Raw genomic sequence first — 12910 nt, 5'->3', positions numbered from 1 at the left:
CAGCTTGGCGTTTGGCGATCCGGGAGCTGGCACGTATGATGCTTCACAAACTTCCGCAGATTAGAAGCCTATGTCCCTGATAGTTCTACTGCTTCTGCCTTTTATAGGCAGCTGTCTGGCCGCGCTGCTGCCACACAACGCACGTAACACCGAATCGCTGTTGGCTGGCATGGTCGCCTTGATTGGCACCGTTCAGGTCGCCCTCCTGTACCCGCAAATCGCCCATGGCGGCGTTATCCGCGAAGAATTTTTCTGGCTGCCCAGCCTGGGCTTGAACTTCGTCCTGCGCATGGACGGCTTCGCCTGGCTGTTCTCGATGCTGGTCCTGGGCATCGGCACGCTGGTGTCGTTGTACGCCCGTTACTACATGTCGCCGGACGATCCGGTGCCGCGGTTCTTCGCGTTTTTCCTGGCGTTCATGGGCGCCATGCTCGGGCTGGTGATCTCCGGCAACCTGATCCAGATCGTGTTTTTCTGGGAGCTGACCAGCCTCTTCTCGTTCCTGTTGATCGGCTACTGGCACCACCGCGCCGACGCGCGACGCGGCGCGTACATGGCGCTGATGGTCACCGGCGCGGGTGGTTTGTGCCTGCTGGCGGGGGTCATGCTGCTTGGCCATGTGGTCGGCAGCTATGACCTGGACAAGGTCCTGGCCGCCGGCGATCTGATTCGCGCACATGCCCTTTATCCCATCCTGCTACCCCTGATCCTGATCGGCGCTCTGAGCAAAAGTGCGCAATTCCCTTTCCACTTCTGGCTGCCCCACGCCATGGCCGCGCCGACACCGGTATCGGCCTATTTGCACTCGGCAACCATGGTCAAGGCCGGCGTGTTTCTGCTGGCACGGCTGTGGCCGTCGCTGTCCGGCAGTGAAGAATGGTTCTACATCGTCAGCGGCGCCGGGGCTTGCACCCTGTTGCTCGGCGCTTATTGCGCGATGTTTCAGAACGACCTCAAGGGCTTGCTGGCGTACTCGACCATCAGCCACTTGGGCCTGATCACTTTGCTGTTGGGCCTGAACAGTCCGCTGGCCGCCGTGGCCGCGGTGTTCCACATTCTCAACCACGCCACCTTCAAGGCCTCGCTGTTCATGGCCGCCGGGATCATCGACCACGAAAGCGGCACCCGCGACATTCGCCGGCTCAATGGCCTGTTCAAGCTGATTCCGTTCACCGCCACCCTGGCCATGGTCGCCAGCGCCTCGATGGCCGGCGTGCCGCTGCTCAACGGCTTTCTGTCGAAAGAAATGTTCTTCGCCGAAACCGTGTTCATCAACGCGACCGCCTGGGTCGAGATGACCCTGCCGATTGTCGCGACCATCGCCGGGACGTTCAGCGTCGCCTATTCCCTGCGCTTCACCGTCGACGTGTTCTTCGGCCCCACCGCTACCGACCTGCCCCACACCCCGCACGAGCCGCCGCGCTGGATGCGCGCGCCGGTCGAGTTGCTGGTGTTCGCCTGCCTGGTGGTAGGGATTTTCCCGGCGCAAGTGGTCGGCCCGTTGCTCGCCGCTGCCGCGCAACCGGTCGTAGGCGGCACGCTGCCGGAGTACAGCCTGGCGATCTGGCACGGCTTGAACGCACCGATGATCATGAGTCTGATCGCGATGTCCGGCGGCATCGTCTTGTATCTGCTCCTGCGCAATCAACTCAAGCGCGGGCGCTTCCGCTACCCGCCGCTGATTGGCCGGCTCAACGGCAAGCGCCTGTTCGAACGAATCCTCGTGATCAAGATGCGCCTGGCCCGGCGTCTGGAGCGGCGAATCAGCACCCGGCGTCTGCAAACCCAATTGTTCCTGATGGTGCTCGCCGCCGTGTTGGCCGGGCTGATCCCGATGCTGCACAGCAGCCTGAGCTGGGGCGATCGGCCGAAGATTCCGGGCTCAATCGTGTTCGTCATCCTTTGGCTGCTGGCGATTGCCTGCGCCCTCGGTGCCGCATATCAGGCCAAGTATCACCGTCTCGCCGCCCTGACCATGGTCAGCGTTTGCGGCCTGATGACCTGCGTGACCTTCGTCTGGTTCTCTGCGCCAGACCTGGCGTTGACGCAACTGGTGGTCGAAGTGGTGACCACGGTGCTGATCCTGCTGGGCCTGCGCTGGTTGCCGCGACGGATCGAAGAGGTTTCGCCGTTGCCGAGCAGCCTGCGCAAGGCGCGTATCCGCCGTATCCGCGACTTGCTGCTGTCGACCGTGGTCGGTGGCGGCATGGCGTTGCTGTCCTACGCCATGCTGACGCGCCAGACGCCGAACGACATTTCCTCGTTCTACTTGAGCCGCGCCCTGCCTGAAGGCGGCGGCAGCAACGTGGTCAACGTGATGCTGGTGGACTTCCGTGGCTTCGACACCCTCGGTGAAATCACCGTGCTGGCGGCGGTAGCCCTGACTGTGTTCGCCCTGCTGCGTCGCTTCCGCCCACCGAAAGAAAGCCTGCAATTGCCGGCGCAACAGCGGTTGTTGGCGCCCGATGTCGTCACCGACCTGGTCAACCCGCGTCACGCCAGCGACACCGCGCTCGGCTTCATGATGGTGCCGGCGGTGCTGGTGCGTTTGCTGTTGCCGATTGCGCTGGTGGTGTCGTTCTACCTGTTCATGCGCGGGCACAACCAACCGGGCGGCGGTTTCGTCGCGGGGCTGGTGATGTCGGTGGCGTTCATTCTGCAATACATGGTGGCTGGCACCCAGTGGGTCGAGGCCCAAATGAGCCTGCGCCCGCTGCGCTGGATGAGCGTCGGCCTGCTGTTCGCCACGGTCACGGGCCTGGGTGCAATGGCGGTCGGCTATCCGTTCCTGACCACCCACACCTGGCATTTTGACCTGCCCGTGCTGGGCGACATTCACCTGGCCAGTGCGCTGTTCTTCGACGTTGGCGTGTACGCCGTAGTGGTTGGCTCGACGCTGTTGATCCTCACCGCCCTCGCCCACCAATCGGTCCGCGGCCACAAAACCGCTGGCCAGCCTAAACCCGTTACAGCCAAGGGAGCCGTCTGATGGAAGAAGTCATCGCAATCGCCATCGGCGTCCTCGCCGCGTCCGGCGTCTGGCTGATCCTGCGTCCACGGACGTTCCAGGTGGTCATGGGCCTGTGCCTGCTGTCCTATGGCGTCAACTTGTTCATCTTCAGCATGGGCAGTTTGTTCATCGGCAAAGAGCCGATCATCAAGGATGGCGTGCCGCAGGATCTGCTGCATTACACCGACCCGCTGCCGCAAGCGCTGGTGCTGACCGCCATCGTGATCAGCTTCGCCATGACCGCGCTGTTCCTGGTGGTCTTGCTGGCTTCCCGCGGCCTGACCGGCACCGACCATGTGGATGGCCGGGAGCCTAAAGAATGAATGCCATGACGCACCTGATCGCGGCACCGATTCTGCTGCCGCTGCTGACCGCCGCCATCATGCTGATGCTCGGCGAGAAACATCGTCCGCTCAAAGCCAAAATCAACCTGTTCTCCAGTTTGCTGGGGCTGGGCATTTCCGTTCTGCTGCTGCAATGGACGCAGACCACCGATGTTCCCGGCTCCATCGGCGTGTACCTGCCGGGCAACTGGCAGGTGCCGTTTGGCCTGGTGCTGGTGGTCGATCGCCTGTCGGCGCTGATGCTGGTGTTGACCGGGATCATCGGCGTCAGCGCGCTGCTGTTCGCCATGGCGCGCTGGGACAGTGCCGGCTCCAGCTTCCACGCGCTGTTCCAGATTCAGTTGATGGGGTTGTATGGCGCGTTCCTGACCGCGGACCTGTTCAACCTGTTCGTGTTTTTCGAAGTGCTGCTGGCGGCGTCCTACGGCTTGATGCTGCACGGTTCGGGTCGGGCGCGGGTGTCGTCGGGCCTGCATTACATCTCGATCAATCTGCTGGCCTCGACGCTGTTCCTGATTGGCGCGGCGCTCATTTATGGCGTGACCGGCACGCTGAACATGGCCGACCTGGCGCTGAAAATCCCGCTGGTGCCGGAAGCCGATCGCGGCCTGCTGCACGCTGGCGCGGGCATTTTGGCCGTCGCCTTCCTGGCCAAGGCCGGGATGTGGCCGCTGAACTTCTGGCTGGTGCCCGCCTACTCTTCGGCAAGCGCACCGGTGGCGGCAATGTTCGCGATCATGACCAAGGTCGGCATCTACACCATTCTGCGCCTTTGGACCCTGTTGTTCTCCGGGCAGGCCGGGGCGTCAGCGTACTTTGGTGGCGACTGGCTGATCTACGGCGGCATGGCGACCATCGTCTGCGCGGCAGTAGCTATCCTCGCCGCACAACGCCTGGAGCGCATGGCCAGCCTGAGCATTCTGGTGTCGGCGGGGATTCTGTTGTCGGCCATCGGTTTCGCCCAGCCCAACCTGATCGGCGCGGCAATGTTCTATCTGGTCAGCTCGACCCTGGCGTTGAGCGCATTGTTCCTGCTGGCCGAGTTGATCGAACGCTCGCGCTCGGCCAACGAAATTCCTCTGGAAGATGAAAACGAAATGCTGCCGCGGCCATTGGAATCGTTGCATCCGGCCAAAGGCATCAACCTCGACGACGATCAGAAAGCCGTGGTCGGCCAGGTGATTCCGTGGACCATGGCATTCCTCGGCTTGAGCTTCATTGCCTGCGCACTACTGATCATCGGCATGCCGCCACTCTCCGGATTCATCGGCAAACTCAGCCTGCTCAGCGCCCTGCTCAATCCGCTGGGGCTGGGCAACGGCAGTGAGGAACCGGTCTCTAACGCGGCGTGGGGTTTGCTGGCGCTGCTGATTCTTTCCGGTCTGGCGTCTCTGGTCGCCTTCTCGCGTTTGGGCATCCAGCGCTTCTGGACGCCGCAAGAACGGCCGTCGCCGATCCTGCGACGGCTTGAGTGCGTGCCGATCTTCGCGTTGCTGGGCTTGAGCATCCTGCTGACGTTCAAGGCCGAGCCGCTGTTGCGCTACACCCAGGCGGCCGCCGACGCCTTGAACAACCCGCAGCAATACGTGATGGCCGTGCTGGGTACGCGGGCGGTTCCGAGTCCGGAAGCCAGGGCTGCGCTGCTGGAGGTGCAACCATGAGGCGTCTGTTTCCTGCGCCGTGGCTGTCGCTGGCTCTGTGGCTGCTGTGGCTGGTACTCAACGTTTCAATGAGCCCCGGCAACTTGCTGTTGGGTGCCGTGTTGGGGTTCTGTGCACCGCTGATGATGCGCAAGTTACGCCCGCTGCCCATCCGCATCCGTCGACCGGGGGTGATCCTGCGCCTGTTCCTGGTGGTCGGTCGCGATGTGGTGATGTCCAACCTCGCCGTGGCCTGGGGCGTGCTCAATGCCGGTCGTCGCCCACCGCGCTCGCGATTCATCAAGGTGCCGCTGGACCTGCGCGATGCCAATGGACTGGCGACGCTGTCGATGATCTGCACGGTGGTGCCCGGGACGGTCTGGTCGGAGCTGGCACTGGACCGCAGCATTCTGTTGCTGCACGTTTTCGATCTGGACGATGAAGCGCTGTTCATCGAGCACTTCAAGGCGACTTACGAGCGGCCATTGATGGAGATATTCGAATGAGCGCCCTGCTGTCGAACGCAATTCTGCTGAGTCTTTTCCTCTTTTCGCTGGGGATGATCCTGACCTTGATCCGCCTGTTCAAGGGGCCGTCGGCACAGGACCGGGTTCTGGCGCTGGACTACCTGTACATCATCGCGATGCTGATGATGCTGACGCTGGGCATTCGTTATGCCAGTGACACCTACTTCGAGGCGGCGCTGCTGATCGCGCTGTTCGGCTTCGTCGGCTCGTTTGCCCTGGCGAAGTTCCTGCTGCGTGGCGAGGTGATTGAATGAACGCTGAGCTGTCTCTGTGGGTGGAACTCCCGGTGGCGATCCTGTTGGTACTCGGCGGCGTGTTTGCGTTAGTCGGCGCCATCGGCCTGGTGCGGATGAAGGATTATTTCCAGCGCATGCACCCGCCGGCCCTGGCCTCGACGCTGGGCGCATGGTGTGTGGCATTGGCTTCGATCATTTACTTTTCGGCGCTCAAGTCCGGGCCGGTGTTGCACGCCTGGCTGATTCCGATCTTGCTGGCGATTACCGTGCCGGTGACCACGTTGTTGCTGGCGCGGGCGGCGTTGTTTCGTAAACGCATGGCGGGGGATGATGTGCCGGCGGAGGTTTCGAGTCGTCGGACTGAGAGCGGGCGTTAAGATCAAAAGATCGCAGCCTTCGGCAGCTCCTACGTTGGAATGCTTATACCTGTAGGAGCTGCCGAAGGCTGCGATCTTTTGCTTTCCCTCAGACCCAGGCAACGGCCAACAACCCCGCCCCCAGCACCACACACAACGGCGAGTACACCCACGTATCCAGTCGGGCGAACTTCGAGCCTTTGACTTCCTTGAAGAAACCCACCAACTCCGAATCACCGATAGCCCGGGCAAACAACAGAAGCGCGATCGCGCTGATGATCCATTGCAGCGACCAATGGGACACCGCCGGCATCCACCAGCCCACTCGCAGACATACCAACAGGGCAATCAGAAACAACGCCCCCGCGACCACCAGCGTGATCCAGCCTCGCGGCTTGAAGGCCGGTCGCAATCGCTCGCCGCCTTCCACCGGCACCTGCGGCACCGCCGCCACGGCCGCCCATTCGCCACCTAACGCCCAGTACACATGTATCAGGCTGATCACCGCAAACACCGTCACCAGCCATTGAGCCAGCACAAAGGTCATGGTCTGAAATCCTGGAAATGGATTTGGAACAGACATTGTAGGAGCTGCCGCAGGCTGCGATCTTTTGATTTTGATTTTTTAGATCAAGGGCAGAAGATCGCAGGCTGCGCCAGCTCCTACAGTCCGGCAGATACCTTGTCCGCTATATCCTTCGGCAGCCAGGCCTGCCATACGTCCGGATGTTTTTTCATGAAATCTTCTGCTGCCTGACGCGGCGCGGTGTGTTTTTCGCTCATCTCTGCCAACGCCTTGTTCAACGGATCAATGGGAAAATCGACCTTGCTGAAGAAGTCGGCAATCTGCGGGTATTGCTTCTGAAATGGCGTGGAAACGCCAATGGACAACTTTGAGGCCAGCGAGCGCGTCGGCCGTGGATTCGGATTGTCGGCGTCGGTCAGGGTTTTCCAGGCTTCGGCGTCGAATGGCGGTTCTTCCAGCTGGATCAGCTTGAAGCGACCAAGCAACGGCGTCGGTGACCAGTAATAGAACAACACCGGTTTGCCCCGACGAATCGACGAACTGATTTCCGCGTCCAGAGCCGCCCCGGACCCACTGCGGAAGTTAACGTAGGTGTCTTCCAGCCCATAGGCCTTGAGCTTCTGCTTGTTGACCACTTCCGAGGTCCAGCCGATGGGACTGTTGAGGAAACGCCCCTTGGTCGGGGCTTCCGGGTCCTTGAACACATCCTTGTACTTGGGCAGGTCGCTAACGCTGCGCAAGTCCGGCGCCATCGGCTTGATGCCCTTGGCCGGATCGCCCTTGATCACATACTCCGGCACCCACCAGCCTTCAGTCGCGCCCTTGACCGTATCACCGAGACTCACGACCTTGCCTTCTGCTTCAGCCTTGACCCACACAGGGCTGCGACCGGCCCATTCTTCACCGATGACCTGAATGTCATTGTTGGCCAGCGCGGTTTCCAGGGTGATGGTGGTGCCCGGCAAGGTGTCGGTCGGCAGCCCGTAGCCCTTCTCGACAATGATCCGCAGGATATCGGTGATCAAGCTGCCGCTTTCCCAATTCAGGTCGGCAAAGTGAATCGGCGCCTGGGCCGCCATGACCGGAACGGGTGACGCCAACAACCCGAAAGTGGCCAGGGCAGCGGCCAGCAACCGTCGAAAACCTTTCATGCTTTTGCACCTCGTGCTGTTCACAGCAATCGCAGGATGGCCTGGCAGAAGACCGCGAAGCCTCTGAATAATCAGTCCAATGACTGTAGTAGAGGTTCCTACTTTCGAGGGGGCATGGATTAGTTTTCGGAAATTTCCTGCAAGCGCGCGAGCTCTCTTCTGACCATGCTGGCGTACTCGGCCGGGCGCAACGTATAGAGCTGCGAAGCCACCCAATTCAACCAGGCTCCCTGCAGCACAGCCTTCTGCTCGAACAGCCGTTGGGCTTCGGTTTGAGCGCTGGCGAGGTTCTGTTCGTGGAAGTCGGCGCGGGTCAGGCTCATTACTCGCTGGCCTTGAACGTCACCAGTTCGCCTTTGCGCCACTTGGCTGCCTTGGCGGTCACCGCTTTCAGGGTTTTGGTCAGGCCTTCCTGCAATTGCTGGTGCGCGGCAAACACCATCACCACGCTGTGACCTTCCTTGAACACGATGGCATGGCCATCGGCGGTGGTGACGAAGGCGTAATCGCCCAGGCCGTAGGCCGTCAGTTTGATATCGCGGAATTTGATTTCCAGTTTGCCGCCTTCGCGGCTGGGCAGTACTGAAGCGCTGAAATGATCGCCGACCTTGAGCTTAAGTCCCGGTTTGTCGTCCACCACCAGCGCTGATTCAGTGTCGATTTCGGCAATGTAGATGCCTTCAGCGTTTTGTTCGGTGATGTAAACGAAACGTGACTGAAACTGTTTAACCAGCTTTGCGCGCAAATCACCCAGCACGAACAAAGCATGCATATCGAGATTACTTACTGCCAAGGAAACATCCCCACATCTGAAAATGACGCCGCACGCGAAAAAAGCGCACAGCCAAAAAAAGCGGCAATGCCGAAGGTGAAGCCAGATAACCCGGGTTGAAATCCTGAATGAGCAGAGGACTCATCCATCACGAGGCTTGAGCAGACTACTGGATGTCGCTCACATCGTCTTGCCTGGCATTCGACAAAGGTTGAAGGAAAACGCCCTTTGTACGGCCAGAGAAATACGGACTATCAACTTCAGGGAAAAAACTCTCAAAAAAAAGCACTTTTCTTACATATCGCCAGCCGAAAATTGCTTTAGATAAACATCAATCACCCACCAGTGACGGTGATTCTAGAGCAGCGATGCTCACCGAGACTACCCATAACGACGTACATACGTCGGCAAAACAACGAAAAGGACTTCATATGTGCACGCTGACACACTTCGCCTACCCTCAGAAACCTTACATCGACAACTCGCCAACCCTGTATCCGCTGGTGATGCGACATCCTCAACTTCACTGCCAGGAAGCCGCCCCGCTGCGTTTTCAGGTGGTATTGGCCGGAAACGCCTTCTTCCATATCAAAGAAATTTCCACCGGGTACGTAAGAGGTTTCCGCGCAGACCACAACGAGGCTTGCGCCCTCGCCCGCTCGCTTGAGTCGCGCCTGGACGCCTGAATACCGCTCATTTCAATAGACGTTTCGTCATGCCGGCGACTTAACTCAGCCGCCGGCATGCAACTACTGCCATACTGCCCGCCCAATCAGCGTTAAACACAACAATATTTACAAGGGAAGGCTGCTACGTGACGGAATTTGATATCGGCGAGTTTTTTATCCGGGGCGAAGCCAGAGAGGTCGAGGGCGAATTCCAGGCAGTCATTGTGATGCGTGCCAAACCGCCGCTGAAAACCGTGAGCTATCACCAGGTCGAAAAAGATCGCTGGTTCAAGACTTCGGACGTCGCCGCCCTCGCCGCGCAAGAATCCGCCAAGGAATTAAAGGCTGCCGTCGATGCCGGTGCATTGAAAGCCTGATTATCGTTTTTGCCGTCTATGCTCTTTCCTGCGTTTGAACATCGCTTTCGAACTCCTGAAGCGCGACTCCATCAGATGAAATGGGGTCGTACTTCAGATCTCGTACTCGACGCGACCGATCACCTGCAAGGAGATGAAGATGGAATCACCGACACATGACTTGAAAGGCTTGTTCGATCAGTTGGGCCTGGACTCTTCGCAAAAAGCTATCGACGATTTCATTGCCAGCCATTCCCCTCTTCCCGATGACAAGAAACTCATCGACGCCGAGTTCTGGACACCGCAACAGGCGGGTTTCCTGAAGGAACAACTGCGCGAAGATGCCGACTGGGCGCGGGTGGTCGACGACCTCAACCTGCGCATGCACCAGATCCACTGACCTGAGCTTAATGCAGGCTGTCTGGCACCTCGGCATTCAAACGTGCCAACCAGGCAGCCTTGCACTCTTCCGCTTCATCGCGACTGGAGAACGCCGTTCCCCGACGTTCACCATTGAGCAGCACCACCCAACAAACACTCTGCCCCAACGCACGCAAACTGGCGGGGACACCGCTGCCAATCATTACGGCGACATCAACTTTGCTTTGCATGTTGACTCTTCGAACTCCGTTAGCAACCTAACTATGAAGGTATGTTAATGAGTTCACTCAAAAGGAAACAGCAACCCCCCTGCACAGCTTCGTTGCCAGATTCGTAACAATAAATCGCGACCTGTAGGAACCTACTTGCGGGCGATGGCGCTCTCAATAACGCCATCGCCAGCAAGCCGGGCTCCTACAAAAAACCGCGTTCAACCCAAACGACCCGATGCAATTCAGACCTGTAGGAGCTGGCTTGCTGGCGATAACACCCTCAATGACGCCATCGCCAGCAAGCCGGGCTCCTACAGAAAACCGCGCTCAACCCACAACGACCCGGTGCAATTCAGACCTGTAGGAGCCGGCTTGCTGGCGATGACGTTCTCAATAACGCCATCTCCAGCAAGCCGGGCTCCTACAAAAGGCAAATCACGCGCCTGGTCGAATGGCAGCAATATCTAGCGAGGCTTTTCCGGCTTGTACCCCAAACGCAAACCACCCCAATGCCGCCCTTTAACCATGATCGGCACCGACAGGTCGTGCATCAACTCTCCGGTATCGCGCGTGTAGGTTTGCAGCAGCACCGCCTGCTGATGGCTGCCGCAACGAATCCCGGTGCGGTCGGCGAATTTGCGTTTGGTGCGGTTTTGCAGGGTATCGACCTGCACATCACCGGTCAGTGGCTGGCTGAAGATTGTGTTATGGGTCGGCACATAACCTTGCTGGGTGCAGGCGATGGCGAACACCAGCCCTTCATGGCGCGGCAACAGCGGTTCCTGAATCGCCGGCAGGACCTGATCGGTGTAGCGGTCGAAGCGCGTCTGGTATTTGGCCGGGCTGGTGCCGGCGATCACCTGATAATGACGGTCGAACAGATCGTCGAGGCTGATACGGCCCGCGTCAATATCTGCTTCGAAGCGCGCCGCAATCTGGCTCGCGCCCTCCCGGGCCAAGTCGTAAATCCGCTGGTGGTAATCGTCCAGCCCGACTTCCGCCAGACGTTCGCTGATGGTCTCGGCCTGGCCTTCCATTTGAACCGCGGCCTGCGCCAGGCGTTGAGTTTGTTGATCACTGACAGCCAGGTCGCTACGCATCTGCTGGATGGCATGAAACAGGCTATCGAGTTGCTCACGGTTTGTTTCCGCGCCTCGGGCGATTTCGCCGACCTGGCTTTCGACGCTGGCCGCTAAACGCGCAATGTTCTCCAGATGCTGGCCGGTGTGCTCGACCTGCCGGACGCCGGTGTCGAGATCGCTCGACAGTTGCCGAATCTGCTCCACCACTTGCGCGGTGCGTTGCTGAATATCCGCCACCATCTCGCCGACTTCGCCAGTCGCGGTCGCCGTGCGTGCGGCCAGACCGCGCACTTCGTCAGCCACTACCGCAAAGCCGCGCCCATGTTCCCCGGCTCGTGCAGCTTCAATCGCCGCGTTCAGGGCCAGCAGGTTGGTCTGGCTGGCAATGGACTGAATCACCAGGGTAACGCGCTGAATATCGTCGCTGCGCAGGCTCAGCGCCTCAATCAATTCTCGACTGTTATTGGCGCGCTGACTGAGTTGATGCATGCGCGCAATCGACTCAAGCAACTCGGTGCGCCCCGCTGCTCCGCTCTGATGTGCCTCGCTTGCAGCACCCAATGCCTCACGGCTGAGGGTCGAGGTCGCCTGCTCAGTCGCGATCATTACTTCGGCGTTGCTGACAATTTGCGCCGCTGCGCCCAGTTGCGATTGCAGCTTGTCCGCCAGTTGCTTGACCGAGAACGCCACGCCCGCGGCTGACAGAGCGTTATGGCTGGTGGTGTAGGAAAGGTCACGGGTCAACGCGGAAATGGCGCTGGACGTATCGGTGGGAACAGCTTCGGGGGTCGCGCGCGAACGCAGGCGCGGCAGCCAGATGATCAGCACGGCCAATGGCAGGCCAAGGTATAGCGACCAGCCCCACAGCGATATGCCACACAGCAACAGCATCAGGGCGATGCTTTGCAGCGTCGGCGTCAGCCAGCGATTTTTCGGCAAAAGCACTGGTGCAGGCGCTGCCGCCACCAGAGATCCGTCTCTCGTCATCTTGGTCACCCCGGAAATATTCTAATTGTTGTCTTCGCATTGAACGCCACTATAAGGCCATTATCTATGAGCCTTTAGTCGGGGGCGTTGCAGTAGATCAATAGAATTGCGGGGTTTTCTGTAGACGTGGAAAAGCAAAGATCGCAGCCTTCGGCAGTTCCTACAGGTTCACGTAACACCGTGTAGGAGCTGCCGAAGGCTGCGATCTTTTCAAGGCAGCCCACGTTAAACGGGCTGCCTCACAGAATCAGGCCTGACGCTGGTGCTTGTCGATCTGCTCGTGACGTTCTTGAGCTTCGATGCAGTACTTGGTGGTCGGGCTGATCAGCAGGCGCTTGAGGCCGATTGCCTCGCCGCTGTCGTCGCACCAGCCAAAGCTGTCTTCCTTGATGCGCTCAAGGGCTTGTTCCAACTGAGGCAGCATGCGCTGGTCGCGATCGATCGCGTTTACCAGCCAGGTGCGCTCTTCTTCAACGGAAGCCGCGTCAGCCGGGTCGGCCGGGGTGTCCAGGCTCTCGATGGCGATGCGGTTCTGTTCGATGCGCTCATGGGTTTCGACTTTCATGTTCTGCAACAGCTCAGAGAAAAAAGCATGTTGCTCGGCATTCATGTAGTCATCCGCCGGCATGGCCAGCAACTTGTCCTTTGTCATTGATATCTCT

Annotated in this window: 17 protein-coding genes; 10 read left to right on the top strand and 7 right to left on the bottom strand. The window is 59.6% G+C overall.

From position 1 onward, the window contains the following. Positions 1-70 precede the first annotated feature (70 nt). The 6 genes from KGB21_RS25745 to KGB21_RS25720 are packed head-to-tail and all read left to right on the top strand — an operon-like array spanning position 71 to position 6134. Positions 71-2989 (top strand): monovalent cation/H+ antiporter subunit A, encoded by a 2919-nt coding sequence (locus tag KGB21_RS25745; RefSeq protein ID WP_223507113.1) that lies wholly within the window; start codon positions 71-73, stop codon positions 2987-2989. Next, positions 2989-3333, top strand: coding sequence for a Na+/H+ antiporter subunit C (locus KGB21_RS25740; protein ID WP_007986256.1), 345 nt, complete (start codon positions 2989-2991; stop codon positions 3331-3333). Before KGB21_RS25745 ends, KGB21_RS25740 begins: the two co-directional genes overlap by 1 nt. Further along, positions 3330-5015, top strand: a complete 1686-nt coding sequence (locus KGB21_RS25735) for a monovalent cation/H+ antiporter subunit D (RefSeq protein ID WP_223507112.1) — start codon at positions 3330-3332, stop codon at positions 5013-5015. The genes KGB21_RS25740 and KGB21_RS25735 overlap by 4 nt, the downstream gene beginning before the upstream one ends. Further along, the gene (locus KGB21_RS25730; RefSeq protein ID WP_223507111.1) at positions 5012-5500 is read left to right on the top strand and encodes a Na+/H+ antiporter subunit E; all 489 of its coding nucleotides are present in this window, start codon (positions 5012-5014) and stop codon (positions 5498-5500) included. Before KGB21_RS25735 ends, KGB21_RS25730 begins: the two co-directional genes overlap by 4 nt. Next, positions 5497-5775: a K+/H+ antiporter subunit F gene (locus KGB21_RS25725; protein WP_034150688.1), complete on the top strand. Its 279-nt coding sequence runs from the start codon at positions 5497-5499 to the stop codon at positions 5773-5775. Before KGB21_RS25730 ends, KGB21_RS25725 begins: the two co-directional genes overlap by 4 nt. Continuing rightward, a complete protein-coding gene (locus KGB21_RS25720; RefSeq protein WP_223507110.1) occupies positions 5772-6134 on the top strand; it encodes a Na+/H+ antiporter subunit G in 363 nt (120 codons plus the stop codon). Before KGB21_RS25725 ends, KGB21_RS25720 begins: the two co-directional genes overlap by 4 nt. Positions 6135-6222: 88 nt before the next feature. Here KGB21_RS25720 and KGB21_RS25715 read toward each other — a convergent pair whose 3' ends face one another. The 4 genes from KGB21_RS25715 to KGB21_RS25700 form a co-directional block, all read right to left on the bottom strand. Further along, positions 6223-6660, bottom strand: a complete 438-nt coding sequence (locus KGB21_RS25715; RefSeq protein ID WP_034150686.1) for a DUF3995 domain-containing protein — start codon at positions 6658-6660, stop codon at positions 6223-6225. Positions 6661-6776: 116 nt separating this feature from the next. Beyond that, positions 6777-7790 (bottom strand): ABC transporter substrate-binding protein, encoded by a 1014-nt coding sequence (locus tag KGB21_RS25710; protein ID WP_223507109.1) that lies wholly within the window; start codon positions 7788-7790, stop codon positions 6777-6779. Positions 7791-7909: 119 nt separating this feature from the next. After that, a complete protein-coding gene (locus tag KGB21_RS25705; RefSeq protein WP_223507108.1) occupies positions 7910-8113 on the bottom strand; it encodes a hypothetical protein in 204 nt (67 codons plus the stop codon). Continuing rightward, on the bottom strand, positions 8113-8583 hold the full coding sequence (locus tag KGB21_RS25700; RefSeq protein ID WP_223507107.1) for a hypothetical protein: 471 nt from the start codon (positions 8581-8583) through the stop codon (positions 8113-8115). Before KGB21_RS25700 ends, KGB21_RS25705 begins: the two co-directional genes overlap by 1 nt. Here KGB21_RS25700 and KGB21_RS29415 point away from each other — a divergent pair. The 4 genes from KGB21_RS29415 to KGB21_RS25685 all read left to right on the top strand — a co-directional run bounded on the left by KGB21_RS29415 (position 8557) and on the right by KGB21_RS25685 (position 9986). After that, positions 8557-8682, top strand: a complete 126-nt coding sequence (locus tag KGB21_RS29415) for a hypothetical protein (RefSeq protein ID WP_263386334.1) — start codon at positions 8557-8559, stop codon at positions 8680-8682. The two genes, KGB21_RS25700 and KGB21_RS29415, sit on opposite strands and share 27 nt — an antisense overlap. A 311-nt stretch (positions 8683-8993) precedes the next feature. Further along, positions 8994-9248: a hypothetical protein gene (locus tag KGB21_RS25695; protein ID WP_223507106.1), complete on the top strand. Its 255-nt coding sequence runs from the start codon at positions 8994-8996 to the stop codon at positions 9246-9248. Positions 9249-9376: 128 nt separating this feature from the next. Next, positions 9377-9607 carry a hypothetical protein gene (locus KGB21_RS25690; protein WP_034150681.1) on the top strand — a complete coding sequence of 77 codons (231 nt, stop codon included), beginning with the start codon at positions 9377-9379 and terminating at the stop codon, positions 9605-9607. 139 nt (positions 9608-9746) lie between these two features. After that, positions 9747-9986: a DUF2789 domain-containing protein gene (locus KGB21_RS25685; RefSeq protein WP_034150680.1), complete on the top strand. Its 240-nt coding sequence runs from the start codon at positions 9747-9749 to the stop codon at positions 9984-9986. Positions 9987-9993: 7 nt separating this feature from the next. Here the strand turns inward: KGB21_RS25685 and KGB21_RS25680 are convergent, their stop codons facing one another. The 3 genes from KGB21_RS25680 to KGB21_RS25670 all read right to left on the bottom strand — a co-directional run bounded on the left by KGB21_RS25680 (position 9994) and on the right by KGB21_RS25670 (position 12900). After that, positions 9994-10197 (bottom strand): hypothetical protein, encoded by a 204-nt coding sequence (locus KGB21_RS25680; protein ID WP_223507105.1) that lies wholly within the window; start codon positions 10195-10197, stop codon positions 9994-9996. Between the two features lie 446 nt (positions 10198-10643). Further along, complete coding sequence (locus KGB21_RS25675) at positions 10644-11867, bottom strand: methyl-accepting chemotaxis protein (RefSeq protein WP_411741413.1); 1224 nt, start codon at positions 11865-11867, stop codon at positions 10644-10646. Between the two features lie 628 nt (positions 11868-12495). Further along, positions 12496-12900 carry a TraR/DksA family transcriptional regulator gene (locus KGB21_RS25670; RefSeq protein ID WP_007907888.1) on the bottom strand — a complete coding sequence of 135 codons (405 nt, stop codon included), beginning with the start codon at positions 12898-12900 and terminating at the stop codon, positions 12496-12498. Positions 12901-12910: the final 10 nt, after the last annotated feature.

Origin of the sequence: Pseudomonas sp. GL-RE-29, assembly GCF_019947275.1 — a bacterium.
Taxonomy (GTDB): Bacteria; Pseudomonadota; Gammaproteobacteria; order Pseudomonadales; family Pseudomonadaceae; genus Aquipseudomonas; species Aquipseudomonas fluorescens_A.
This window is presented reverse-complemented; position numbering and strand designations above follow the sequence as displayed.

Coding starts and splice junctions, on each gene's coding strand:
- KGB21_RS25735 (WP_223507112.1), top strand. CDS start 3,330: ATGAATGCCATGACGCACCTGATCGCGGCACCGATTCTGCTGCCGCTG.
- KGB21_RS25675 (WP_411741413.1), bottom strand. CDS start 11,867: ATGATCGCGACTGAGCAGGCGACCTCGACCCTCAGCCGTGAGGCATTG.
- KGB21_RS25685 (WP_034150680.1), top strand. CDS start 9,747: ATGGAATCACCGACACATGACTTGAAAGGCTTGTTCGATCAGTTGGGC.
- KGB21_RS25745 (WP_223507113.1), top strand. CDS start 71: ATGTCCCTGATAGTTCTACTGCTTCTGCCTTTTATAGGCAGCTGTCTG.
- KGB21_RS25710 (WP_223507109.1), bottom strand. CDS start 7,790: ATGAAAGGTTTTCGACGGTTGCTGGCCGCTGCCCTGGCCACTTTCGGG.
- KGB21_RS25740 (WP_007986256.1), top strand. CDS start 2,989: ATGGAAGAAGTCATCGCAATCGCCATCGGCGTCCTCGCCGCGTCCGGC.
- KGB21_RS25670 (WP_007907888.1), bottom strand. CDS start 12,900: ATGACAAAGGACAAGTTGCTGGCCATGCCGGCGGATGACTACATGAAT.
- KGB21_RS25725 (WP_034150688.1), top strand. CDS start 5,497: ATGAGCGCCCTGCTGTCGAACGCAATTCTGCTGAGTCTTTTCCTCTTT.
- KGB21_RS25720 (WP_223507110.1), top strand. CDS start 5,772: ATGAACGCTGAGCTGTCTCTGTGGGTGGAACTCCCGGTGGCGATCCTG.
- KGB21_RS25730 (WP_223507111.1), top strand. CDS start 5,012: ATGAGGCGTCTGTTTCCTGCGCCGTGGCTGTCGCTGGCTCTGTGGCTG.
- KGB21_RS25705 (WP_223507108.1), bottom strand. CDS start 8,113: ATGAGCCTGACCCGCGCCGACTTCCACGAACAGAACCTCGCCAGCGCT.
- KGB21_RS29415 (WP_263386334.1), top strand. CDS start 8,557: ATGCATATCGAGATTACTTACTGCCAAGGAAACATCCCCACATCTGAA.
- KGB21_RS25715 (WP_034150686.1), bottom strand. CDS start 6,660: ATGACCTTTGTGCTGGCTCAATGGCTGGTGACGGTGTTTGCGGTGATC.
- KGB21_RS25695 (WP_223507106.1), top strand. CDS start 8,994: ATGTGCACGCTGACACACTTCGCCTACCCTCAGAAACCTTACATCGAC.
- KGB21_RS25680 (WP_223507105.1), bottom strand. CDS start 10,197: ATGCAAAGCAAAGTTGATGTCGCCGTAATGATTGGCAGCGGTGTCCCC.